Annotated in this window: 21 protein-coding genes; 11 read left to right on the top strand and 10 right to left on the bottom strand. The window is 56.6% G+C overall.

Annotated elements, in window-relative coordinates; all coding sequences use genetic code 11:
* Positions 1 to 93: 93 nt before the first annotated feature.
* The gene (locus AAC620_RS08695; RefSeq protein WP_340244326.1) at positions 94 to 1,320 is read left to right on the top strand and encodes a DegT/DnrJ/EryC1/StrS family aminotransferase; all 1,227 of its coding nucleotides are present in this window, start codon (positions 94 to 96) and stop codon (positions 1,318 to 1,320) included.
* A 144-nt stretch (positions 1,321 to 1,464) separates the two neighbouring features.
* Positions 1,465 to 2,841, top strand: a complete 1,377-nt coding sequence (locus tag AAC620_RS08700; protein WP_340244328.1) for an aminotransferase — start codon at positions 1,465 to 1,467, stop codon at positions 2,839 to 2,841.
* Here the strand turns inward: AAC620_RS08700 and AAC620_RS08705 are convergent.
* The 4 genes from AAC620_RS08705 to yajC are packed head-to-tail and all read right to left on the bottom strand — an operon-like array spanning position 2,838 to position 6,191.
* The gene (locus AAC620_RS08705; RefSeq protein WP_317655523.1) at positions 2,838 to 3,191 is read right to left on the bottom strand and encodes an Mth938-like domain-containing protein; all 354 of its coding nucleotides are present in this window, start codon (positions 3,189 to 3,191) and stop codon (positions 2,838 to 2,840) included. The genes AAC620_RS08700 and AAC620_RS08705 overlap by 4 nt on opposite strands.
* A 22-nt stretch (positions 3,192 to 3,213) precedes the next feature.
* Positions 3,214 to 4,182, bottom strand: coding sequence for a protein translocase subunit SecF (secF, locus tag AAC620_RS08710; RefSeq protein ID WP_340244330.1), 969 nt, complete (start codon positions 4,180 to 4,182; stop codon positions 3,214 to 3,216).
* Between the two features lies 1 nt (position 4,183).
* Positions 4,184 to 5,851, bottom strand: coding sequence for a protein translocase subunit SecD (secD, locus tag AAC620_RS08715; RefSeq protein WP_340244331.1), 1,668 nt, complete (start codon positions 5,849 to 5,851; stop codon positions 4,184 to 4,186).
* Between the two features lie 58 nt (positions 5,852 to 5,909).
* Complete coding sequence (yajC, locus tag AAC620_RS08720; protein WP_317655526.1) at positions 5,910 to 6,191, bottom strand: preprotein translocase subunit YajC; 282 nt, start codon at positions 6,189 to 6,191, stop codon at positions 5,910 to 5,912.
* Here yajC and AAC620_RS08725 point away from each other — a divergent pair.
* The 5 genes from AAC620_RS08725 (at position 6,182) to AAC620_RS08745 (ending at position 10,532) form a co-directional block, all read left to right on the top strand.
* Positions 6,182 to 6,427 carry a hypothetical protein gene (locus AAC620_RS08725; RefSeq protein WP_340244333.1) on the top strand — a complete coding sequence of 82 codons (246 nt, stop codon included), beginning with the start codon at positions 6,182 to 6,184 and terminating at the stop codon, positions 6,425 to 6,427. The genes yajC and AAC620_RS08725 overlap by 10 nt on opposite strands.
* 99 nt (positions 6,428 to 6,526) lie before the next feature.
* On the top strand, positions 6,527 to 7,819 hold the full coding sequence (serS, locus tag AAC620_RS08730) for a serine--tRNA ligase (protein ID WP_340244335.1): 1,293 nt from the start codon (positions 6,527 to 6,529) through the stop codon (positions 7,817 to 7,819).
* Positions 7,803 to 8,528: a hypothetical protein gene (locus tag AAC620_RS08735; RefSeq protein ID WP_340244337.1), complete on the top strand. Its 726-nt coding sequence runs from the start codon at positions 7,803 to 7,805 to the stop codon at positions 8,526 to 8,528. The genes serS and AAC620_RS08735 overlap by 17 nt, the downstream gene beginning before the upstream one ends.
* A 64-nt stretch (positions 8,529 to 8,592) precedes the next feature.
* Positions 8,593 to 10,005 (top strand): helix-turn-helix domain-containing protein, encoded by a 1,413-nt coding sequence (locus AAC620_RS08740; RefSeq protein WP_340244339.1) that lies wholly within the window; start codon positions 8,593 to 8,595, stop codon positions 10,003 to 10,005.
* Positions 10,006 to 10,076: 71 nt separating this feature from the next.
* Positions 10,077 to 10,532: a CoxG family protein gene (locus AAC620_RS08745; protein ID WP_340244341.1), complete on the top strand. Its 456-nt coding sequence runs from the start codon at positions 10,077 to 10,079 to the stop codon at positions 10,530 to 10,532.
* A 44-nt stretch (positions 10,533 to 10,576) separates the two neighbouring features.
* Here AAC620_RS08745 and AAC620_RS08750 read toward each other — a convergent pair whose 3' ends face one another.
* Positions 10,577 to 10,816 (bottom strand): YdcH family protein, encoded by a 240-nt coding sequence (locus tag AAC620_RS08750; RefSeq protein WP_317655531.1) that lies wholly within the window; start codon positions 10,814 to 10,816, stop codon positions 10,577 to 10,579.
* A 141-nt stretch (positions 10,817 to 10,957) separates the two neighbouring features.
* Here AAC620_RS08750 and AAC620_RS08755 point away from each other — a divergent pair, with 141 nt between their 5' ends.
* A complete protein-coding gene (locus AAC620_RS08755) occupies positions 10,958 to 11,926 on the top strand; it encodes a Gfo/Idh/MocA family protein (RefSeq protein WP_340244343.1) in 969 nt (322 codons plus the stop codon).
* A gap of 58 nt (positions 11,927 to 11,984) precedes the next feature.
* On the opposite strand, the gene AAC620_RS08760 is transcribed toward AAC620_RS08755, so the two are convergent.
* From AAC620_RS08760 to AAC620_RS08780, 5 genes are all read right to left on the bottom strand, one after another.
* A complete protein-coding gene (locus tag AAC620_RS08760) occupies positions 11,985 to 13,808 on the bottom strand; it encodes a M3 family oligoendopeptidase (protein WP_340244344.1) in 1,824 nt (607 codons plus the stop codon).
* 102 nt (positions 13,809 to 13,910) lie between these two features.
* The gene (locus tag AAC620_RS08765) at positions 13,911 to 14,918 is read right to left on the bottom strand and encodes an endonuclease/exonuclease/phosphatase family protein (RefSeq protein WP_340244346.1); all 1,008 of its coding nucleotides are present in this window, start codon (positions 14,916 to 14,918) and stop codon (positions 13,911 to 13,913) included.
* The gene (locus tag AAC620_RS08770; protein WP_340244348.1) at positions 14,919 to 15,611 is read right to left on the bottom strand and encodes a molecular chaperone DjiA; all 693 of its coding nucleotides are present in this window, start codon (positions 15,609 to 15,611) and stop codon (positions 14,919 to 14,921) included.
* 60 nt (positions 15,612 to 15,671) lie between these two features.
* Positions 15,672 to 16,151 (bottom strand): GNAT family N-acetyltransferase, encoded by a 480-nt coding sequence (locus tag AAC620_RS08775; protein ID WP_317655539.1) that lies wholly within the window; start codon positions 16,149 to 16,151, stop codon positions 15,672 to 15,674.
* 33 nt (positions 16,152 to 16,184) lie between these two features.
* Positions 16,185 to 16,802 carry a VOC family protein gene (locus AAC620_RS08780; RefSeq protein ID WP_340244350.1) on the bottom strand — a complete coding sequence of 206 codons (618 nt, stop codon included), beginning with the start codon at positions 16,800 to 16,802 and terminating at the stop codon, positions 16,185 to 16,187.
* Between the two features lie 111 nt (positions 16,803 to 16,913).
* Here AAC620_RS08780 and AAC620_RS08785 point away from each other — a divergent pair, with 111 nt between their 5' ends.
* The 3 genes from AAC620_RS08785 to AAC620_RS08795 all read left to right on the top strand — a co-directional run bounded on the left by AAC620_RS08785 (position 16,914) and on the right by AAC620_RS08795 (position 20,196).
* Positions 16,914 to 17,507, top strand: coding sequence for a 5-formyltetrahydrofolate cyclo-ligase (locus AAC620_RS08785; protein ID WP_340244351.1), 594 nt, complete (start codon positions 16,914 to 16,916; stop codon positions 17,505 to 17,507).
* A gap of 10 nt (positions 17,508 to 17,517) precedes the next feature.
* Positions 17,518 to 18,330 (top strand): TIGR00282 family metallophosphoesterase, encoded by an 813-nt coding sequence (locus AAC620_RS08790; protein ID WP_317655543.1) that lies wholly within the window; start codon positions 17,518 to 17,520, stop codon positions 18,328 to 18,330.
* An 84-nt stretch (positions 18,331 to 18,414) separates the two neighbouring features.
* The gene (locus AAC620_RS08795; protein WP_340244354.1) at positions 18,415 to 20,196 is read left to right on the top strand and encodes an SLC13 family permease; all 1,782 of its coding nucleotides are present in this window, start codon (positions 18,415 to 18,417) and stop codon (positions 20,194 to 20,196) included.
* The last annotated feature ends 4 nt before the right edge of the window (positions 20,197 to 20,200 follow it).

Here is a 20,200-nt window from a genome sequence, read left to right on the forward strand (position 1 = left end):
CTGACCGCCCCAGTGTCACAAAAGCTTCGCTAGATTTTGAACCGCTTTTTATGTAAAGATTTTTGAAAGGGACTTTTTCAAAAAGGTGAAATCATGACCGTTGCGCCAAATGTTTATGACGCAGAACCGATCCCCGAAGCCGCGCGTGCCGAGATCGACCGACTTCTGCACTCTGGCGACCTGTTCCGCTACACCGCCCCCGCCGATGCGCCTGTTGCGCTGCTTGAGCGCGAATTTGCAGATTTGATGGGCGTGAAATACGCGCTTGCGGTGTCCTCTTGTTCCGCCGCGCTGTTTTTATCGCTCGAGGCGCTTGGCCTGAAACAGGGCGCGCGGGTGATTATTCCTGCCTTCACCTTTGCCGCTGTCCCCTCGTCCATCGTGCATGCACGGATGCAGCCTGTATTGGTCGAAGTGGGCGAAAACTACCGCATTGATTTGGACGATTTCACAGCCAAGATCGACCAAGACATTGATGCGGTTTTGATCAGCCATATGCGCGGCCATACATCCGATATGGATGCCATCAAGGCGCTGTGTGACGCGCGCAATATCCCCGTGATTGAGGACGCGGCCCATTCGCTTGGCACGCTGTGGCATGGCGAAAAAATTGGCACCATTGGCAAAGTTGGGTGTTTCTCTTTCCAGTCTTATAAAATGATCAACGCGGGCGAAGGCGGAATTTTAATCTCGAATGATCCCGACCTGATTGCCCGCGCTGTGATCATGTCAGGGGCCTATGAGCATAATTGGAAAAAGCACAAAGGCCCGAATGGTCAAAATGACCCAGAATTGGCTGAGGCCTTTGCACGTTGGCAAAACCAATTGCCGCTTTACAACATGCGCCTGCAAAACCTGTCTGCCGCAGTGATCCGTCCGCAATTGCCTGAATTGGCGCGCCGTGTGCGCGATGGCCTTGCCAATCACGACTATGTCGCGGGTGAGTTGAACAAATCACCTTGGCTGAATGTTCCCCCTGCCTTGGCGCCCGAAACCCGCGCACCAGATTCTATCCAGTTTAATCTGGTGGATTTTGCGCGCGATGAGGATGCGGTCGCCTTTCAAGATGCAGCAGCAGCGCGCGGCGTGAAGGTGCAGGTCTTTGGCCTATCAACCGACAATGCCCGTGCGTTTTGGAACTGGCAATTCATTCCCGGTGAGAGGCCTGATCTGCCAAAGACCCGCGCGATGTTGATGCGCGCCTGCGATGTGCGCCTGCCCGCCCGCCTGACACGCAGCGAGCTTGACTTTATCATTAACGCGCTGGTGATGGCGGCCGAAGATGTGATGGGGTCAGAGGAGGCCGCCTACGGCACCTAACGCAGCACCGCTGATCCAACAGCAAGACAAGCCCGCGCACGATTTTGCGCGGGTTTTTTATTATGGCTTTGGCGCGTTTGCCCAATTGCAGCAGCGCAGATGCGGCGCTAGCCTCTGCACAGACACGCTTGAAGGAGTGACCAGATGCCCGCGCATGATCATAGCCCGCTCAATTCATGGGAAGCCCGCGCTGAAGAATATAGTCTTTATGGCTTTACCGATCTGCCATCCGTTCGGGATCGAGGCACTGTCGTTTTAACCCATGGCGAGGGACCTTATGTGTTCGACACAAACGGCAAACGCTATTTGGACGCGAACTCTGGCCTGTGGAATATGGTGGCGGGGTTTGATCACAAAGGTTTGGCCGAAGCCGCCAAGGCGCAATATGACCGCTTTCCTGGCTATCACGCCTTTTTCGGGCGGATGTCAGATCAGACTGTTGCCCTCTCGGAACGTCTGATTGAGGTATCCCCCTTTGACAGCGGCAAGGTGTTTTACACCAATTCTGGGTCTGAGGCGAATGACACCATGGTCAAGATGCTATGGTTCATGACACAGGCCGAGGGGCGGCCACAGGGGCGCAAGATTCTGACCCGCAAGAATGCCTATCATGGCGTCACCGCGGTTTCAGCCTCGATGACAGGCAAACCCTACAACAGCCTCTTTGGTCTTCCGATGGAGGGGTTCATCCACCTGACTTGTCCGCATTACTGGCGTGAAGGGCGCGCAGATGAAACCGAGGCAGAATTCAGCGCCCGCCTTGGCGCAGAATTGGAGGAGGTCATCGCGCGCGAAGGCGCCGACACAATCGCGGGGTTTTTCGCAGAACCCGTCATGGGTGCAGGCGGCGTGATCCCCCCCTCAGCAGGCTATTTCCAGATCGTGCAACAGATCTTGCGCAAGCATAACATCCCTCTCATCGCAGATGAGGTGATCTGCGGCTTTGGTCGCACGGGCAACATATGGGGATGCGACACTTATCAGTTTGTGCCTGATGCGATTATCTCCTCCAAGGTGCTGACCGCAGGCTATTTCCCGATGGGCGCGGTGATTTTAGGGCCAGAATTATCCGCGCGACTGCAAGCCACCATCGACCCGGTCGAGGAATTTCCGCACGGCTTCACCGCCTCAGGCCATCCTGTGGGCTGCGCTGTTGCGCTTAAGGCAATCGATGTGGTTCTGAACGAGGGATTGGCCGATATGGTAAAGATCGGCGCACCCCGCATGGAGGCAGGTCTTCGCGAGATCGCGAAGCACCCAAATATCGGCGAGTTGCGCGGGATCGGCTATATGTGGGCGCTTGAGGCGGTGCAGGATCGCGCCACAAAAACCCCCTTTGCCTCGGATTTATCGGTCAGTGAGCGCATCGCCAACACCTGCACGGATCACGGCTTGATTTGCCGCCCCTTGGGACAGTCCGTGGTTCTGTGTCCGCCGTTCAATCTGACCAATGAGCAAATGGATGAAATGTGCGACAAGCTGAACAGCGCATTGAACGCCGTGTTTCGGCAGGTTGCCTAAACAGGGAGCAGGGCCGCACCGATGCGCCGCCCCTCGCCAAGCAGCACATTATAGCTGCGCGCGGCTGAGGGGCTGCCCATCACTTCGACACCCAATCCCGCGCCTTCAAGTGCCGCGCGTAGTTTGGCGGGAATATGCGCAATCTCTGCCCCTGTGCCAATCAGCAAAACATCAATTAAACCCGCCGCTGCAAGCAGGGGCGCGGGATCATCATAGCCGCCCCAATCCTGCCGCCCATTGGGCAAGATCAGCTGAGCGCCGTGATAGACCGCCCCGTCAATGCGGAAAAAGCCTGCGCCATATCCATCAATCGGCATGCCGCCATTATAGCGCACCTCGTTAAGTTCCATCGGACATACGCCCCCCTTCGGATTAGGTTTTTTCCGCGAAGGTCGTGCCTGCCTTCTGGTCTGGTTTTGTCCAATCGCGCTTTACGCCAATCATCAACACCACGTTCTTTGCAACATAGATCGAGGAATAGGTGCCAACGATGACACCCCAGAAAATCGCAAAGACGAAGCTGCGGATCACATCCCCCCCCAGAACAAGCAGCGCCAAAAGCGCCAAAAGGGTGGTGCCAGATGTCATCAAGGTGCGGCTGAGTGTTTCATTGGCCGATAGGTTCATCACATCCTGCAAATCGCGCTTTTTGTATTTGATCAGATTCTCGCGCAGGCGGTCAAAAATCACCACCGTATCGTTGATCGAATAACCGATGATCGTCAGAATCGCGGCAATGGTCGCCAGATCGAAACGGATTTGGAGAAGGGAAAAGAGGCCAATGGTCAGCAGAACGTCATGCACCAGCGCCGCAATTGCACCGACCGAAAATTGCCACTCAAATCGCAGCCAAATATAAATCAAAATCGCCGCAAGGGACGCGCCCACCGCAATGAGGGCTGTGGTGATCAATTCACCCGAGACTTTGGGGCCAACGGATTCTACCGATGGGAAGGTCATATCCGCCGCGATGGTTTGCAATGCGGCTTCAACCGCCGCGATCATCTCGGGCGTAACAGACTCTTCACCCGCCTGTGCTTGAATTCGGATCATGGCCACATGGCGGTTTTCGCCAAAGCTTGGGTCGAACACTTCGGAAATCGCGATATCGCCAAGGCCCAGCGGGCTGAGGGCTTCACGATAGGCCCCAACATCGACAGGGGTCGAGCTTTCGGCACGGATGGTCGTGCCACCCAAAAAATCAATCCCGAAATTCAGACCAAGCGCGAACCAAACCCCAATGGACAGAAACACCGCCACCACAGAGGCCCCAAAGGTGATACGGGCATGACGGAAGAAGTCGATATTGGTGACTTCTGGAACCAGTCTCAGACGTTTCATATCAGACCTCGATCTTTTTGGGGCGGGCGCGTTCGAACCATGTCACGACCATGACCCGCGTCACATAAAGCGCAGTGAAAACAGATGTGATGATCCCAATGGCCAAGGTGACGGCAAAGCCTTTGACAGGGCCAGAGCCAAGGGTGAACAGGATCACCGCGATTAGGAAGGTTGTGATATTGGCATCCACAATCGCTGACATCGCACGATCATAGCCTAGTTCAATCGCGCGGGCGGGGCCGCGTGCAGTTTTCAATTCTTCACGGATCCGTTCAAAGACCAACACATTGGCATCAACCGCCATACCAATCGTCAGGACGATCCCCGCAATCCCCGGCAATGTCAGGGTTGCCCCCACAAGGCTTAGGATACCAAAGATCATCGCCACGTTCATCAGCAGCGCGATATTGGCGAAAAGGCCGAAAAGGCCATAGCTCGCCTGCATGAACAGCAGCACCGCCAGAAAGGCCACAATCGCGGCAATCCGACCCGCTGCGATACTATCAGCCCCCAATTCAGGGCCAATGGTGCGTTCCTCAAGGAAGGTCATCTCAGCGGGCAAGGCCCCTGCGCGCAGAAGAACCGCCAATTGGGTCGAACTTTCGACTGTGAAACTTCCTGTAATCTGACCAGAGCCGCCCGTGATCGCCTGACGGATTGTGGGCGCTGAAATAACCTCATTGTCCAGAACAATGGCAAATGGCGCACCGACATTAGCAGATGTATATTCGCCAAAGAGGCGCGCGCCATGCGGGTTAAAGCGGAAGCTGACATTGGGCTGGCCATTTTGCGCGTCAAAACCAGGTTGGCTGTCCACGAGATCATCACCCGTCACCACGGGGGTTTCTTCTAGAATATAATACGCGCCTTCTTCATCCATCGAGGGCAGCAGCAGTTGCCGCGCGTCCACACGGGCCTCAGGGTCGCTGGTGCGGGTGATGACAGGGTTAAAGGTCAGGCGTGCCGTGGTGCCAATCAGGTCTTTCAACTCTTGTGCAGAGCCTACACCGGGAACTTGGATCAAAATCCGGTTTTCGCCTTGGCGTTGGATGGTCGGCTCACGGGTGCCTGCCTCATCCACACGGCGGCGCACAATTTCCACAGATTGCTGCATGGTGCGATCATCGGTTGCGATCTTCTCCGCCTCAGAAAGCGAGACGATCAGCACATCGCCCTCGCCGCGCGCCTCAAGGCTGGCTGATCCTACACCTGTTAGGCTGACAACAGGGCCACCCAAACCGCGGGCCAATTCCACCGCGCGGGCCATGCCCGAAGCCTCACCCAATTGCACCCGCAATTCGCCTGCGGGGGCATCGGTGCGGCGAATGGGGCCGACCTCATCGCGGGCATCGCGCAAGGCATCCCGCAACTCGGGCCAAAGCGCATCCATACGTGCGGTATAGACATCCTCAACCCGCACCTCAGCCAAAAGATGCGCGCCACCGCGCAAATCAAGCCCAAGATTAACTAGGCTTGAGGGCAGAACAGACGGCCAAAGCGCCAAATCCGCTTCCAGTTCAGGCGTAGAGGGCGCGCCACCTTCGAGGGCAGCAAGGGCATCATTGTGACGCTCGACCCGATCATAGGCCAAATTTGGAACGGCCAAAGCCAGTGCAACCAGAACCACGCCCCAAATCAGGATGCGTTTCCATAGCGGGATATCGAGCATATCTTAGCCTTTTCTCACACAAAGCCCCGCCAAATGGCAGGGCTTGGTCAGTCGAAAATTATTCTTTCGCGGGTTCTGTTTTTGAAACAACCTGCGTGATGGTGTTGCGCACAACGCGGACATTTACACCCGTTGCAATCTCAAGCTCGACCTCGCGCTCATCCTTAACTTTGCTGACCTTGCCCATGATGCCGCCTGCGGTGACAACCTGATCGCCGCGGCGCAGCGCAGCAACCATCGCCTGATGCTCTTTGGCTTTTTTCTGCTGGGGACGGATCAAAAGCAGATACATGATCGCGAAGATCAAAATCAGCGGCACGAATTGTGCAAATGCTTCCATGGTCGGTCTATCCTTATATTCGCGCCCGCAGCGGCGGAGGCTTGATCAAATTCACCCAAGATCGGGCAGATGGTTGGCGGACTTGGGTGCATGTTAATCCAAGCCCCGTCAATTTGGCGGCACGTTACTTTCCCCCCGCCCGAAGCGCAAGGCAGGCCAATACCGCAACTGCGCCCTGCGGCAATCCTGCCATCGCGCCCTATATGGGTATAAGATGCGGCGCTGTCAGCCCCTGAGGCGCCAAGAATTGTAACACCCCCTTTCCCCGCGCCGCGCAATATTGCATACCGCCCAAAAGGGAACCTGCGCCCCGTTCTGAGATAAAGGCAAATCCAATGCATGACATTCGCGCCATTCGTGAAAACCCCTCACAATTTGATGCAAACCTTGCGCGCCGCAGTCTCGCCCCACTATCTGCGGAAATTCTGGCGTTGGACGAGGCACGGCGCGCCTGCATCACGGCATCCGAGGCGGCGCAGGCCGAACGCAATGCCGCATCAAAAGATGTGGGGGCGGCCAAGGCCCGCGGTGATGACGCTGAATTCGAGCGCCTGCGCGCCCTTGTTGCAGAAAAGAAAGACGAGATTGCCCGCCTCGAGGATGAGGCCAAGACCCGTGATGCAGCTTTGCGCGATATGCTGGCCACGATCCCCAATGCGCCCGCCGCTGATGTGCCAGATGGGGCGGATGAGACTGACAATGTGGAATTGCACAAATGGGGCACCCCGCGCAGCTTTGATTTCAAACCTGTAGAGCATTTTGAATTGGCCTCTGTTGCGCCAAGCATGGATTTTGAGACAGCCGCAAAACTGTCAGGCTCGCGCTTTGTGATGCTTGGGGGTGCTGTGGCACGGATCCACCGCGCCTTGGCGCAATTCATGCTCGACACCCATGTCGATCAAAACGGCCTGACTGAAATGAACGGCCCTGTCCTTGTGCGCCCTGAAACAATGTTCGGCACGGGCCAATTGCCGAAATTCGGCGAAGACAGTTATGAAACCACCAATGGTTGGTGGATGATCCCAACCTCCGAAGTGACGCTGACCAATATCGTCTCAGGCGAAATTGTGGAGGAGGCCGCATTGCCAATGCGCTATACTGCACATTCTCTGTGCTTTCGGTCTGAGGCAGGCAGCGCAGGGCGCGATACTGCGGGGATGCTGCGTCAGCACCAGTTCGAAAAAGTTGAAATGGTTTCGATCACGCATCCCGATCACTCGGATGATGAACAAAAGCGGATGTTGCGCTGTGCTGAGGGCATTTTAGAGACGCTCAATATCCCCTATCGCACTGTCACGCTCTGCACGGGCGATATGGGCTTTGGCGCGGTGCGCACCTATGACATCGAAGCATGGCTTCCGGGTCAGGATTGCTATCGCGAGATTTCGTCAGTCTCAAGCTGCGGAGATTTCCAAGCACGCCGCATGAATGCGCGCTTCCGCCCATCAGGCGGCGGCAAGCCTGAATTTGTGCATACCCTAAACGGCTCTGGCCTTGCGGTCGGGCGTTGTTTGATCGCAGTGCTTGAAAATGGGCAAGAGGCAGATGGCTCCGTCACCCTGCCTGCGGTGCTGCACCCCTATTTGGGCGGCAAAACACGGCTTTTGGCGGATGGCACGCTTGGCTAACTCTGGCCTAAACCCCACAACATTGCGTGCCGCTGTCACGCTTGTCTTGGTTTTGGCCTTTGCAGGCGCGCCGCTTTTAACCGCGCCTTTCACAGGATTTGACCCTACAACCCTGCCCTATGATGTCAGCACCCCCCCTGTGCAACCTGCGGGCTATGCTTTCGCGATTTGGGGGGTCATTTACCTATGGCTGATTGCAAGCGCGGGCTATGGGTTGTGGCACCATGCCAACACTCCAAACTGGGATGCCATGCGCTGGCCCCTGATCGTCAGCGCAGGCATTGGCGCAATCTGGATTGAGGTGGCGCTGCGCAGTCCGATTTGGGCAACGATCCTTATCTTCGTCATGCTGATCACCGCCGTTCTGGCCTGTTTGCGCGCACCAATAAGCCCAACCTCATGGGCGCGGGCGCCTTTGGGCCTATACGCGGGGTGGCTCTCGGCTGCGGGGTTTGTGGCGCTTGCAACAACCTTAACGGGCTTTGGCATAATGCCCCGCGAGATTGCAGGTTGGGCGGGTCTTTTGGGGGCGCTTGCCACCGCCTCCGCCTTGACCACGCGGCTCAGGGTCATCACTTATCCGATTGCCGTGATCTGGGCCTTGGTTGGCGTGATTGTCTCGCAATGGCAAAGTGATCCATCGCTAAGCCTTGCCGCTGTTGGCGGGATCGCCGCCCTCGCCTATCAGGGGATCCGTGCCCGCGCGTGAGGCTTGCGCGCAATCTTGCAAATTGGCAAAATGGGGTTTGCAAAGCCAACCAAGGGGCAAATCCATGCGCGCGAATGGCCAAGACACACGCAAGCTCTATGTTGGCGCGAAATTGCGCGAATTGCGTCAAAGGCTTGAGCTGACGCAGAAGGACTTCGCGGCCAAGCTTGGCATTTCCTTGCCCTACCTGAACCAAATGGAGAACAACAACCGCCCGCTCTCGACTGTGGTTGTTTTGGCCTTGGCGCAGGAATTTGGTTTTGATGTGACTGAACTGACCTCGGGCGATGCGGAACGCCTGATCTCTGATATGCGCGAGGCCTTGGCAGACCCCGTTTTCACGGATGGCCAACCCGCGCTGACCGATCTGAGGCTGGCCGCCTCGAACGCGCCCGCGCTTGCCCGTAGTTTCCTCTCCCTGCATCGCGCCTATCGTCAGGCGCAAGAGCGCCTCGCCTCCTTGGATGAGGCATTGGGCCGCGATGGCAGCGGCGCTGCCCCCTCACCTTGGGAGGAGGTGCGGGATTTCTTCCATTATTGCGACAATTACATTGATGCCGTGGATCATGCCGCCGAACGTTTTGCCGCGAAAGCGCAAGGGGACTTGGCCGCGCATACCGAGGCCATGTTGGCCGCACAAGGCGTCACAATTCGGCGCGCGACAGATCAGGGATTGCGCCGTTATGACATCGAAACGCGCGTTTTAACGCTGTCGCCACGCGCCGCGCCCGAAACACAGCGCTTTCAATTGCTGCATCAATACGCGCTTTTGGGGCAGGCGCAGTTGTTGGACGCAACGCTTGATTTCGCGCGGTTCCAATCGGAGACAGCCCGCGCCATTGCCCAAGTCGGCATGGCCAATTATTTCGCGGGCGCTGTGTTAATGCCCTATACCCGTTTTGCCGAGGCCGCGCGCACCACCCGCCATGATCTAGAACGCCTGTCGATCCAGTTTGGCGCTTCAATTGAACAAGTTGCCCATCGTCTGGCCACCCTACAAAGACCAGGGGCCAAAGGGGTGCCGTTTTTCTTTACCCGTGTCGATCAAGCAGGCACGATCACCAAGCGCCATTCTGCGACACGCTTTCAATTCGCGCGCTTTGGCGGGGCTTGCCCTTTGTGGAATGTCCATCAGGCTTTTGAAACACCGACCCAATTCTTGCGCCAATTAGCCGAAACGCCTGACGGGGTGCGCTATTTCATTTTGGCGCGGGATGTTTCGAAATCAGGCGGGGCATGGGGCGCACCGCTGCGCCGCTTTGCGATCTCTTTGGGCTGCGAGGTGAAACATGCCAAGGAATTGATCTATGCCGATGGCATGCCGTTGGACGATGATGGGGCCTATCAGCCCATCGGGATTTCCTGCCGCATTTGCGAACGGCAAAATTGTCACCAACGCTCTGTGCCGCCTCTCGAAGGAAAACTGCGCGTTGATCCGCATGAACGCGGCACACTGCCCTATCGCCTCGAAACTTAGACCATGCAGAATTGACGGCTGACTACCCTAGGATATAGGGTTTTCGCAACATAGTGACGGAGATGACATCCATGGAATTAGCAGCCTCTCGTATTTTAAACGCAGACCGCGCAACCGTTTGGGCGGCGCTGAATTCCGCCGAGGTGCTCAAGGCGTGCATCCCAGGATGCGAGGAATTGACAGGCAACCCTGAGGAAGGCTTCGCCGCTACAGTCAAACAGAAGGTTGGGCCTGTTTCAGCAACCTTTAAGGGCGAGGTCACGCTGTCCGATATCGTTCCGCTTGAAAGCTACACGATCACAGGCGAAGGCAAAGGCGGTGTCGCGGGCTTTGCCAAAGGGGGCGCGAAAGTGGCCTTATCCGATGCCGAGGGCGGTGGCACGGAACTGACCTATGAGGTTGAGGCCAAAGTTGGCGGTAAAATCGCACAACTTGGCTCGCGCTTGATTGATAGCTTTGCCACTAAAATGGCTGATCAATTCTTTGAACGGTTTCAGGCGCAGGTCGAAGGCACTGCTGAGGGTTAAGGCGGGGGGCCAATCAGGCCCGCCCCCAAATTTTCAGTCTGCGATTACGCCGCCGCCAACATGGCGGCGATTTCGTCTTTGAGACGCATCCGCTCCTTGCGCAGCGCCATTTCAGCCAATTCTTCCAATGGCTCAACACCTGTCTCGGCACGATGCACGGCGCGGTTCACCTCGTGATAATCAGCCGCCAGTTTTGCAAAATGCGCGTTTTGGGTTTTCAGCTCATGGATTTTCTCAGCATCCTGTGGAAAATCTTCGGCCAGTTCATGCGGGGTGTTCGACATCGGTTCGCGTCCTTTTACCATTACAGTCACGCCCCATCTAAATCCCCAGACAGGCAGCGGTCTTTGCGCTAAATCAAATGATTGCACTTTGCATGCGCTACAGCTTGGCGCTAGGGTTTCGGCATATAAGGGAGGGACAGAATGGAACATTACGTCAATTGGGGCATTTTGGGCGCATCCAATTTTGCACTAAACGAGATGGCACCTGCGCTGCATCTGGCGGGGCGTGGGCGTTTGGCGGGAATCGCCACGCGCGATGTCGGCAAGGCCGCGCCCTTCACTCGGATCGCCCCTGACCTGAACGTGCATGACAGCTATGACGCGCTCTTGGCGGATCCGATGATTGATGCGGTCTATATTCCGCTGCCCCATACGATGCATGTTGAATGGGGGATCAAAGCCCTCCAAGCGGGCAAGCATGTTTTGGTTGAAAAACCAACCGCAATGACCGCGCCCGAAATCCAACCTTTGATCGAAGCCCGAGATAAATCAGGTCTGGTTGCAAGCGAGGCCTTTATGATCGTGCATCACCCGCAATGGCAAATGGCCCGAGAGATTATTGCATCGGGCCAATTGGGGCAGCTGCAGCGCGTGCGTGCGGCCTTTACCTATAACAATGCGGCCGATACCCAGAACATCCGCAATAAGGCGGCCATGGGTGGCGGATCATTGCCCGATATCGGGGTTTACACCATCGGCTCGACCCGTTTTGCAACAGGTGGAACCTTACGCGAGATTTATGACGCGAAAATCGAATATGAGGGCGATTGTGAAGTTACCGCAGAGGCGCGTGCAGGCTTTGACGGGTTTGATGCGCAATGGCTCACCTCAATGCGGATGCACCCGTTCCAAGAGGTCACCTTCCACGGCAGCGATGGGGTTTTGCGCGTCCCAACCCCCTATAATGCGGGCGTGTTCGACCAAGCCCGCCTCGTGATTGAAACAGGGATGGAGCGCCGCGAAATCCGCTTCCCCAAGGTCAATCAATATGTGTTGCAGGTGGAAAATCTGAATGCCGCCATTTTGGATGGTGCCGCGCTCAAATGGCGACTGGAAGATGCGGTAGAAACCCAAGAAACGATTGACGCAATCCGCGCCAAGGCGGGGTAAGAAAAAAGGGGCCACGCATCCGCGCGGCCTCTTTTTCTTTGGCTGTGGTGGCGCGGGGTTATTCCATCGCCTCTAGCTCATCAATCATGCTTTCAATCATCGACAGGCCCTTATCCCAAAACGCAGGGTCAGAGGCATCAAGCCCAAAGGGCGCAAGCAGTTCTTTGTGATGCTTTGATCCGCCTGCCTTCAGCATATCGAAATACTTCTCCTCAAACCCGTCTTGGCCCTCCTCATAGGCCGCATAAAGTGCGTTCACCAACCCATCGCCAAAGGCATAGGCATATACGTAGAAGGGCGAATGCACGAAATGCGGGATATAGGCCCAGAAGGTTTCATAGCCTTCCATGAAGTTAAACACAGGCCCAAGGCTTTCGGCCTGGACGCTCATCCAAAGCGCGTTGATATCGTCAGGGGTCAACTCCCCCTCGCGCCGCGCCGCATGGAGTTTGCATTCAAAATCATAAAACGCAATTTGCCGCACGACTGTGTTGATCATGTCCTCCACCTTGCCCGCCAACATGACCTTGCGCGCAGCTTGATCCTTGGCCTCGGACAACATTCTGCGGAAGGTCAGCATCTCGCCAAAAACGCTTGCCGTCTCCGCCAAGGTCAAAGGCGTGGAGGACAACAATTCGCCCTGCCCTGCCGCCAGACGCTGATGCACCCCGTGGCCCAATTCATGCGCCAAGGTCATCACATCGCGCGGTTTCCCAAGATAGTTGAGCATCACATAAGGGTGGGCATCGGCCACTGTGGGATGCGCAAAGGCACCAGGCGCTTTGCCCTCTTTCACCGCCGCGTCAATCCAACCATCGGTGAAAAACGGCTCGGCCAATTCCGCCATGCGCGGATCAAAGGCCGAATAAGCCTCGGTCACAATACGGCGCGCCTCGGTCCATGGCACGATGCGCTCATCCTCCATCGGCAGGGGCGCGTTGCGATCCCAGACCTCTAAGGTCTCAAGGCCCAGCCATTTGGCCTTAAGCGCGTAATAGCGGTGCGAAAGGCGCGGATAGGCCGCCACGACCGCGTTGCGCAGCGCCTCGACCACCTCGGGCTCGACATGGTTGGCCAAATGCCGTGCCGCCTGCGCGGAGGGCAATTTGCGCCACCGATCCTCGATCTCTTTTTCTTTGGCCAAAGTGTTATGCACCCGCGCAAAGAGGGGCAATTGCGCAGCGAACCCCTTTACCAATGCGCGCGCACCCTCCTCGCGCTTGGCGCGGTTCTGCTCAGATAGGCAATTGAGCGTGGCCTCAATCCCCATCACTTCGCCATCCACCTCAAAGCTCATGCCTGCGATCGTTTCGTCAAAAAGACGGTTCCACGCAGCCGCCCCCACGACCGATTGGTCATGCAGAAACTTCTCCATCTCGTCAGACAGCTGATAGGGCTTCATCGCACGCATCCGATCAAAGACGGGGCGATACCGCGCCAGTTCGGCATTCGCAGCCAACAACGCCTCAAGATGGGCTTCGTCCAAACGGTTAAACTCAAGACTAAAGAATACCAGCGCGGTGGTCGCATTGGTGATCTTGTCCTGACAATCGGACATGAATTTCGCGCGGCCTGCATCGGTGGTTTTTTGGTAATAGCGCAAACCTGCAAAGGACATGATGCGCCCCGCGACCATGTCGATCTTTTCATAGCGCAGCACGCAATCCAGCATGGCCTTGGCATCGAGATTGGCCAATTTGCCCTCGTAATCCGTGGCAAATGCCGCGCATTCTTTGGTCAGAAATTCCATGTCGCGCTTGAGTTCGGGCGCATCAACCGATGGGTAAAGGTCGCTCAAATCCCATTCGGGCAAATCCGCCCATGCCCCGCCACCTGTCTCGGACTGGGCATCGAATTGGCGGGGATCGGTATGATGGGTCATGGCACTGCCTTTGATAAACTGCGAAATATCTTTCCCAAGATATGCGGTGCAAACCCCGCGCCCTCAACCCCTAAGGCGCAGATTTCCTCTCAGGGCGCCAAGTTAAAGGTCAAGATCAACCACAACGGGGAAGTGATCGGATGCCACCAACAGCGCCGTGCGCAGATCAATATCCGCATAGCAGGCGGCATCCTCGAACGGATGCCAAATGCGCCACTGCCCCCGTTTTGCGCGCAAATCGGGGCTAACCATGATGTAATCTAGCAGCGCAGACAGATAGCGCTTTTCCTCTGGGATATAAAACCGCGCGCTAGTTTGTGTTGCCGCAGTCAGGCTTTGCAACGCGCGCGCGGCATGCGGATCAAACAATTGTTGCGCCCGCGGCAGATCGCAGCCCAAAACAATCTCAAGCGAGGAGCGCCCAAACAGTTTTTCATATTCATCCAAACCTGGCCCGTCATTGAAATCGCCCATCACAATCAAGGGATCACCTGCGGCCAAATGGTCATCAACACGGGCACGCAACCAAATCGCTTGGGCCAGTTGTTTGCGCCGATTGGCGATGGCGAGGCGCATCACCTCCTCGGGGCTACGGGCCCCATGCGGGGCTTTGGATTTCACATGAACACCGATCATGCGCATTGCACCTTTGGCGGTTGTTACTGCGACCTCAAGCGGCGGCTTGGAAAAGCCAATCACATCGGCGCGCGCATCAATATCGAGATCAATTCGGAATTTTCCGTCAAACCGCGGCGCGGCCTCGCTTGCCACGGGATCATGGCGCACATCCATCTGATCAGGATCATACAAAAGCGCAATTTGCTGTTGTGTGTCGTTATCAAACCCTTTGATAGCCTTACGGCAGCGCAGCTCAAATCGGGCTGCAAAATTTTCAAGGGCACGCACTGTGTCGCGGGATTTCTTGGTGTCTGGGGCTTCGATGATCATCACCGCATCGGCATCTAGCTCGATGAAAACCCGCCCCAAGGCCCGCACTTGATCCGCGCGGGTGATTTTATAACGCGATGACCATGTGCCATCTTCAAGCAAGCTGCCATCATCCGAAAACAGCGCATCAAACCATTCGACATTGTAGCTGGCGAGGCGCATCTATCCCCCCTGTCGGGTCTGGGATTTTACAATCTCGTCATAGGCGCGGTTGATCGCCGCCATTTTATGAGCAGCAAGATTAACCGCTTCGGGCGGCACGCCACGGGCCTGCATCTGGTCTGGGTGGTTTTCCCGCACAAGCGTGCGATAGCGGCTGCGAATGTCCTCTGCACTGGCCTCAGGGGATATGCCCAAAATGGCAAAAGGGTCTTGCGGCGCATCAGGGATGAATGTTGCGCGCAGGGCCGAAAACCGCGCAGGCGAAATGCCAAAAATCTCGGCCACCCGCGCCAAAAATTCATCTTCAGCGGGGTGATAGTGACCATCGGCTTGGGCGATATGAAACAGACCTGAAAGCAGATCCTCTAAAATTGGTGCGGCGGGCTCGAACATCCGTGCGATGCGGCGCGCGTAATCCTGAAATCCCGCTACATCCTCGCGCGCTAGGTTGAAAACACGCGCAGCGGCGGCAGTATCGGCCGCAGGAATATGGAACACTTGCCGAAAGGCTGCGACCTCATCACGGGTGACTTGACCATCCGCCTTGGCCATTTTTGCCCCAAGCGCGATGACTGCGATGGTAAAGGCCACACTGCGCTCGGGCGGACGGCGCAGGCGCTCGAACAGAACCGAGAGGCTTTCACCACGGGCGAGGGCGGATATGGCATCCGTTATTTTGGCCCAGATCGACATGGGCCTAGCCATAGCTTGTTTGGCAGGGCTTGTCAGAGTTTTTTGGGCTTTTGCCGCCACTCAAAGATCTTTCTGCATCAAGACCAGATCGTGCCAGCGTTCAAATTTCCACCCCATGCGCGGCATCCGCCCCGTTTCGGTATATCCCATGGATTTATGAAATTTCTGCGCAATGTCATTTTCGCCACCAATACCTGCCACAAAACGCGCGATGCCTGCCTTTCGCCCTTCGTCCTCAAGCGCCGATAGGAGGCGGGGGCCGAGCCCGCGTGCGCGCGCCGATGGGGCCATCAAGATCGTATGTTCTGCGATAAACCTATAACCATCCCCCCCGCGAAACGGGCCAAAGCGCGCGAACCCAATGACCCGCGCCCCTTCGACCATCACAAGCGCGCATTGATCGGTGAGGATATGCTCCACATCTTCAACCGTCTTGAGCGTGCTTGTGAACGTATAGGCCGTGTCACGGATCACATGGTTCCAAATCTCAAGGATCGAAGGAATATGTGCGGCACGGGCGGGACAAATTTCTGGGGTCATTTTGAAGGTGTCGATTGTTGAGAGAACTACAATTTAAAGAACCACAGTGCCAGTTTCGGTCGCAAGCGTTACGGAAATCTTAGGCGCGTCCGCCTTCGCGATAGACAGGCGGGTATCCGCGAAAAGAGGCGCAAGCGCGGCCCGAAGCGCCTCTGCCTGTGGTGTTTCTAGCGCGAGCGCCTCAAGCCGCACCCCAACCTCATTCAGGCGCGTTGCAGGGTGGCCGCCCGATTGCCATTCGATCAGCGCAGGGAACAGGCCATCAAACGGCAAAATCCCATCTTCAGGGATCGTCATGCGCCACCGCAGATCACCACGGCCCAAATTCCAGACCTTGCCCACAGGAAAGGGAATTTGCGCCAAAGCAGCGTCCAAATCTGTCACTGCGCAGACCCAAGACCGCGCCCGCGGCGCGCCAGAGAACCGATCCAAATCAAACCAACGCGGTTGCGAAGGTGCGGGAATGTCTGGGCACGGGGTGATCAGTTCCAAATATTCCGATGGCCCAAGCCCAATGAGGCGATTATGAGTGCCCATATCCATATGCTGACCGCCGCCTTGAAAGGTCAGGCCATGGGCCGCGGTCAATTCTGCCTCGGCGCTAGCCAAGTCTTCTGCGGCGATTGCCACGTGATCTAATACCATCATCATCTTCAAGTCGCCTTTATGCAGGGTTATGGTCGCGCGCAAACATCCTTGCGCCCTTGCACGACCTTATGATCGTGTTGAATGAAGATTTCGGCGCAAAGGCAAGAGGCAAAAATGACAACCCCAGATGACAAGGCGCTCTTGCGCAAATCTGCCTTCGCCGCGCGTAAATTGGCCCATACTGAATTAGGGCCTGCGCCTGAAGCCGCGACCGCGCGACTTTTGGCTGAAATCGGGCCAGTCGAGGGGGCAATCATCGCCGCCTATATGCCCATTCGCACGGAAATAGACCCCCGCCCTGCAATGGCACGTTTGGGGCAGAAAAATCGCCTTTGCCTTCCCGTAATCGTGGCCAAGGATACGGCGCTGCTGTTTCGAGAATGGGCTTATGATGGCCCGTTGATCACGGGGGAATTTGGCGCAGAAATCCCGCCCGAAGGGGCAAGCCTGATCCCTGATATCGTCATTGTGCCTTTGGTCGGGTTTGACGATCATGGCCAGCGCCTTGGGTATGGGGGCGGGTTTTACGACCGCAGCCTAGAAGGTCTGCGCGCAGCAAAGCCTAATTTGCGCGCGATTGGCTTTGCCTATAGTGCCCAACGATTTGGCGGCTTGCCCGTTGAGCCAACAGATCAACCTTTGGATGTGGTCGTCACCGAAAGCGGCCTTCACCATGCTGCGCTTGCGCAAAACACCAAAGGGGACTAGGGGTTTCCCCATGAAATGCCTTTTCTTAGGAGATGTGATGGGCCGCGCGGGGCGCGCCGCCATCACCACCCATCTGCCGCGTCTGCGCGAAGACTGGAAACTTGATTTCGTTGTTGTGAATGGCGAGAACGCCACTTCGGGCATGGGCCTGTCAGGTGGGCATGCGAAAGATATTCTGGCGGCTGGGGCTGATTGCATAACTTTGGGCGATCATGCGTTTGATCAAAAGGATATGTTTGGCTTTATCGAAAATGAGCCGCGCGTGATACGGCCCCTGAATATCTCGAAAGCGGCACCCGGACAGGGCGCGCGTATTTTCACAGCCCCCGGTGGGCGCAAAGTATTGGTTGCGCAGGCCTTGGGTCAGGTGTTCATGAAACACCCCTATGATGATCCTTTCTCAGCCCTTGATCCAATCCTAAAGTCGCATCCTTTGGGCGGCATGGTGCAAGCGGTCATCGTGGATTTCCACGCTGAAGCGACATCCGAGAAAATGGCCATGGGCCATTACTGCAATGGCCGCGCGAGCCTTGTTGTGGGCACCCACACCCATGTGCCGACCGCAGACACGATGATCCTGTCAAATGGCACCGCCTATCAAACTGATGCGGGGATGTGCGGCGATTATGACAGCGTAATCGGGATGGATAAGGCCGAACCGCTGCGCCGTTTCTTGACCCATATCCCAAAAGAGCGTTTCAGCCCCGCCCTCGGTGAGGCGACCCTATCAGGGGTATACATTGAAACCGATGACCGCACAGGCCGCGCCACTGTCGCGCGCGCGGTGCGGGTCGGCGGCAAGCTGTCTCAGGCAACTGCGTGAACAGGGTGCTTGCGCTCTCCTGATCAGATGGGGAAGATGGGGCTGTGGGCGGGCTGACCTTGGCCTGCACAAGCGAGGGTGCCAATGCTAGACTTGGGACTGACACCAACGGGTGAGGCGATTACAACCCTGATCATCTTGGTTGGGATGTTCATCCTATTCCTGCGCGAGACCTACCCGACCGAGGTGGTGGCCATTGGTGTCGTTGGCCTGCTCCTGGTCACGGGTCTTTTGCCCTATAGTGATGGTTTGGCGGTTTTGTCGAACCCCGCACCATGGACAATTGCGGCCATGTTCATTGTCATGGGGGCTTTGGTGCGAACAGGGTCACTTGATCGGGTGACGCGTTTGGCAGAAAGCACGGCCAAAACGCATCCGAAATTGGCGGTGACGCTGTTGCTTGGTTTTGCGGCTTTGGCCTCGGCCTTTATCAACAACACGCCCATTGTGGTCATCATGATCCCGATTTTCGTGCAGGTCGCGAAAATCCTCAAACAATCTGCGTCTAAACTTTTGATCCCGCTGTCCTATGCCGCAATCATGGGGGGCACGCTGACATTGATCGGCACATCAACCAATCTTTTGGTCGATGGGGTGGCGCGCAGTCAGGGATTAGAGCCTTTCACGATTTTTGAGGTAACCCCGCTTGGCCTTGTCGTGGTCGCATGGGGCATGATTTACCTTGCCTTAATCGGGCGGCATCTGCTGCCTGATCGCGCCTCTATGGCCACGCTTTTGGGCGGCAATCGGGCCAAAATGAAATTCTTTACCGAAGTGGCCATTCCAGAAGACAGTGCGCTGATCGGGCAGAATGTCACCGAGGTCGAGCTGTTTACCCGAGACGGGGTGCGTTTGATTGACGTTTTGCGCGGGGATGCCTCGCTGCGGCGCAACATGGACGGGGTCACGTTACAGTTGGGCGATCGCGTGGTTTTGCGCACCGAGATGGCCGAGCTGTTGGGGATGCAAAGCTCAAAAGACCTGCGCACGATTGATAAGCTGTCTTCGGTGGAAACCACCACTGTTGAGGTTCTGATTACACCTGGGTGCCGCATGGTGGGCCGATCCCTCGGGTCTATGCGCCTGCGGCGGCGCTATGGCGTTTACCCATTGGCAGCGCATCGGCGGAACCAAAATATCGGTCGGCAATTAGATGATTTGGTCGTGCAAGTGGGCGATACCCTGTTGTTGGAGGGCGATCCCGCCGACATCCAACGCCTTGCGGCTGACATGGATATGGTCGATGTCTCAACCCCATCCGAACGCCCCTATCGCCGCGAGAAAGCCCCAATCGCGCTGTTGGCTATGGCAGGCATCGTGGTTTTGGCCGCGCTGAATTTGGCCCCTATTTTACCCTTGGCCGTCTTAGCCATGGCCGTGGTTCTGATTGCACGCTGCATTGACGCCGAGGAAGCGTTCTCGTTTGTCGAAGGGCGCCTTTTGGCTTTGATTTTTGCCATGCTGGCTGTTGGCGCAGCACTTGAACACACGGGCGCCATCGAGCTGTTGGTTGGCAGTCTTGCCCCTTGGCTTGAAAATGTGCCGCCCGTGGTTCTGATTTGGACAATCTATTTCATCACAACACTTCTGACGGAACTGGTGTCCAACAACGCAATCGCCGTGATTATGGCCCCGATTGCCATCGCGCTTGGGCAGACGATGGGGGTGGATCCGCGCCCCTTGGTCGTGGCGGTGATGATTGCAGCCTCTGCCTGTTTTGCGACACCGATTGGATACCAGACCAATATGCTTGTTTACGGGCCTGGGGGCTATCGCTTTACCGACTATCTCAAAGTGGGTATCCCTTTGAATATATCCTTAGGTGTCGTGGTCTGTTTGACCATTCCTCTGCTTTGGCCACTGTGAAAAG

Origin of the sequence: Roseobacter sp. HKCCA2468 (assembly GCF_037805105.1) — a bacterium.
GTDB lineage: Bacteria > Pseudomonadota > Alphaproteobacteria > Rhodobacterales > Rhodobacteraceae > M30B80.

Excerpts from the sequence above, each read along its gene's own strand:
- AAC620_RS08695 (WP_340244326.1), top strand. The coding sequence starts at position 94 with ATGACCGTTGCGCCAAATGTTTATGACGCAGAACCGATCCCCGAAGCC.
- AAC620_RS08700 (WP_340244328.1), top strand. The coding sequence starts at position 1,465 with ATGCCCGCGCATGATCATAGCCCGCTCAATTCATGGGAAGCCCGCGCT.
- AAC620_RS08705 (WP_317655523.1), bottom strand. The coding sequence starts at position 3,191 with ATGGAACTTAACGAGGTGCGCTATAATGGCGGCATGCCGATTGATGGA.
- secF (WP_340244330.1), bottom strand. The coding sequence starts at position 4,182 with ATGAAACGTCTGAGACTGGTTCCAGAAGTCACCAATATCGACTTCTTC.
- secD (WP_340244331.1), bottom strand. The coding sequence starts at position 5,851 with ATGCTCGATATCCCGCTATGGAAACGCATCCTGATTTGGGGCGTGGTT.
- AAC620_RS08725 (WP_340244333.1), top strand. The coding sequence starts at position 6,182 with ATGCTTCCATGGTCGGTCTATCCTTATATTCGCGCCCGCAGCGGCGGA.
- yajC (WP_317655526.1), bottom strand. The coding sequence starts at position 6,191 with ATGGAAGCATTTGCACAATTCGTGCCGCTGATTTTGATCTTCGCGATC.
- serS (WP_340244335.1), top strand. The coding sequence starts at position 6,527 with ATGCATGACATTCGCGCCATTCGTGAAAACCCCTCACAATTTGATGCA.
- AAC620_RS08735 (WP_340244337.1), top strand. The coding sequence starts at position 7,803 with ATGGCACGCTTGGCTAACTCTGGCCTAAACCCCACAACATTGCGTGCC.
- AAC620_RS08740 (WP_340244339.1), top strand. The coding sequence starts at position 8,593 with ATGCGCGCGAATGGCCAAGACACACGCAAGCTCTATGTTGGCGCGAAA.
- AAC620_RS08745 (WP_340244341.1), top strand. The coding sequence starts at position 10,077 with ATGGAATTAGCAGCCTCTCGTATTTTAAACGCAGACCGCGCAACCGTT.
- AAC620_RS08750 (WP_317655531.1), bottom strand. The coding sequence starts at position 10,816 with ATGTCGAACACCCCGCATGAACTGGCCGAAGATTTTCCACAGGATGCT.
- AAC620_RS08755 (WP_340244343.1), top strand. The coding sequence starts at position 10,958 with ATGGAACATTACGTCAATTGGGGCATTTTGGGCGCATCCAATTTTGCA.
- AAC620_RS08760 (WP_340244344.1), bottom strand. The coding sequence starts at position 13,808 with ATGACCCATCATACCGATCCCCGCCAATTCGATGCCCAGTCCGAGACA.
- AAC620_RS08765 (WP_340244346.1), bottom strand. The coding sequence starts at position 14,918 with ATGCGCCTCGCCAGCTACAATGTCGAATGGTTTGATGCGCTGTTTTCG.
- AAC620_RS08770 (WP_340244348.1), bottom strand. The coding sequence starts at position 15,611 with ATGTCGATCTGGGCCAAAATAACGGATGCCATATCCGCCCTCGCCCGT.
- AAC620_RS08775 (WP_317655539.1), bottom strand. The coding sequence starts at position 16,151 with ATGACCCCAGAAATTTGTCCCGCCCGTGCCGCACATATTCCTTCGATC.
- AAC620_RS08780 (WP_340244350.1), bottom strand. The coding sequence starts at position 16,802 with ATGATGATGGTATTAGATCACGTGGCAATCGCCGCAGAAGACTTGGCT.
- AAC620_RS08785 (WP_340244351.1), top strand. The coding sequence starts at position 16,914 with ATGACAACCCCAGATGACAAGGCGCTCTTGCGCAAATCTGCCTTCGCC.
- AAC620_RS08790 (WP_317655543.1), top strand. The coding sequence starts at position 17,518 with ATGAAATGCCTTTTCTTAGGAGATGTGATGGGCCGCGCGGGGCGCGCC.
- AAC620_RS08795 (WP_340244354.1), top strand. The coding sequence starts at position 18,415 with ATGCTAGACTTGGGACTGACACCAACGGGTGAGGCGATTACAACCCTG.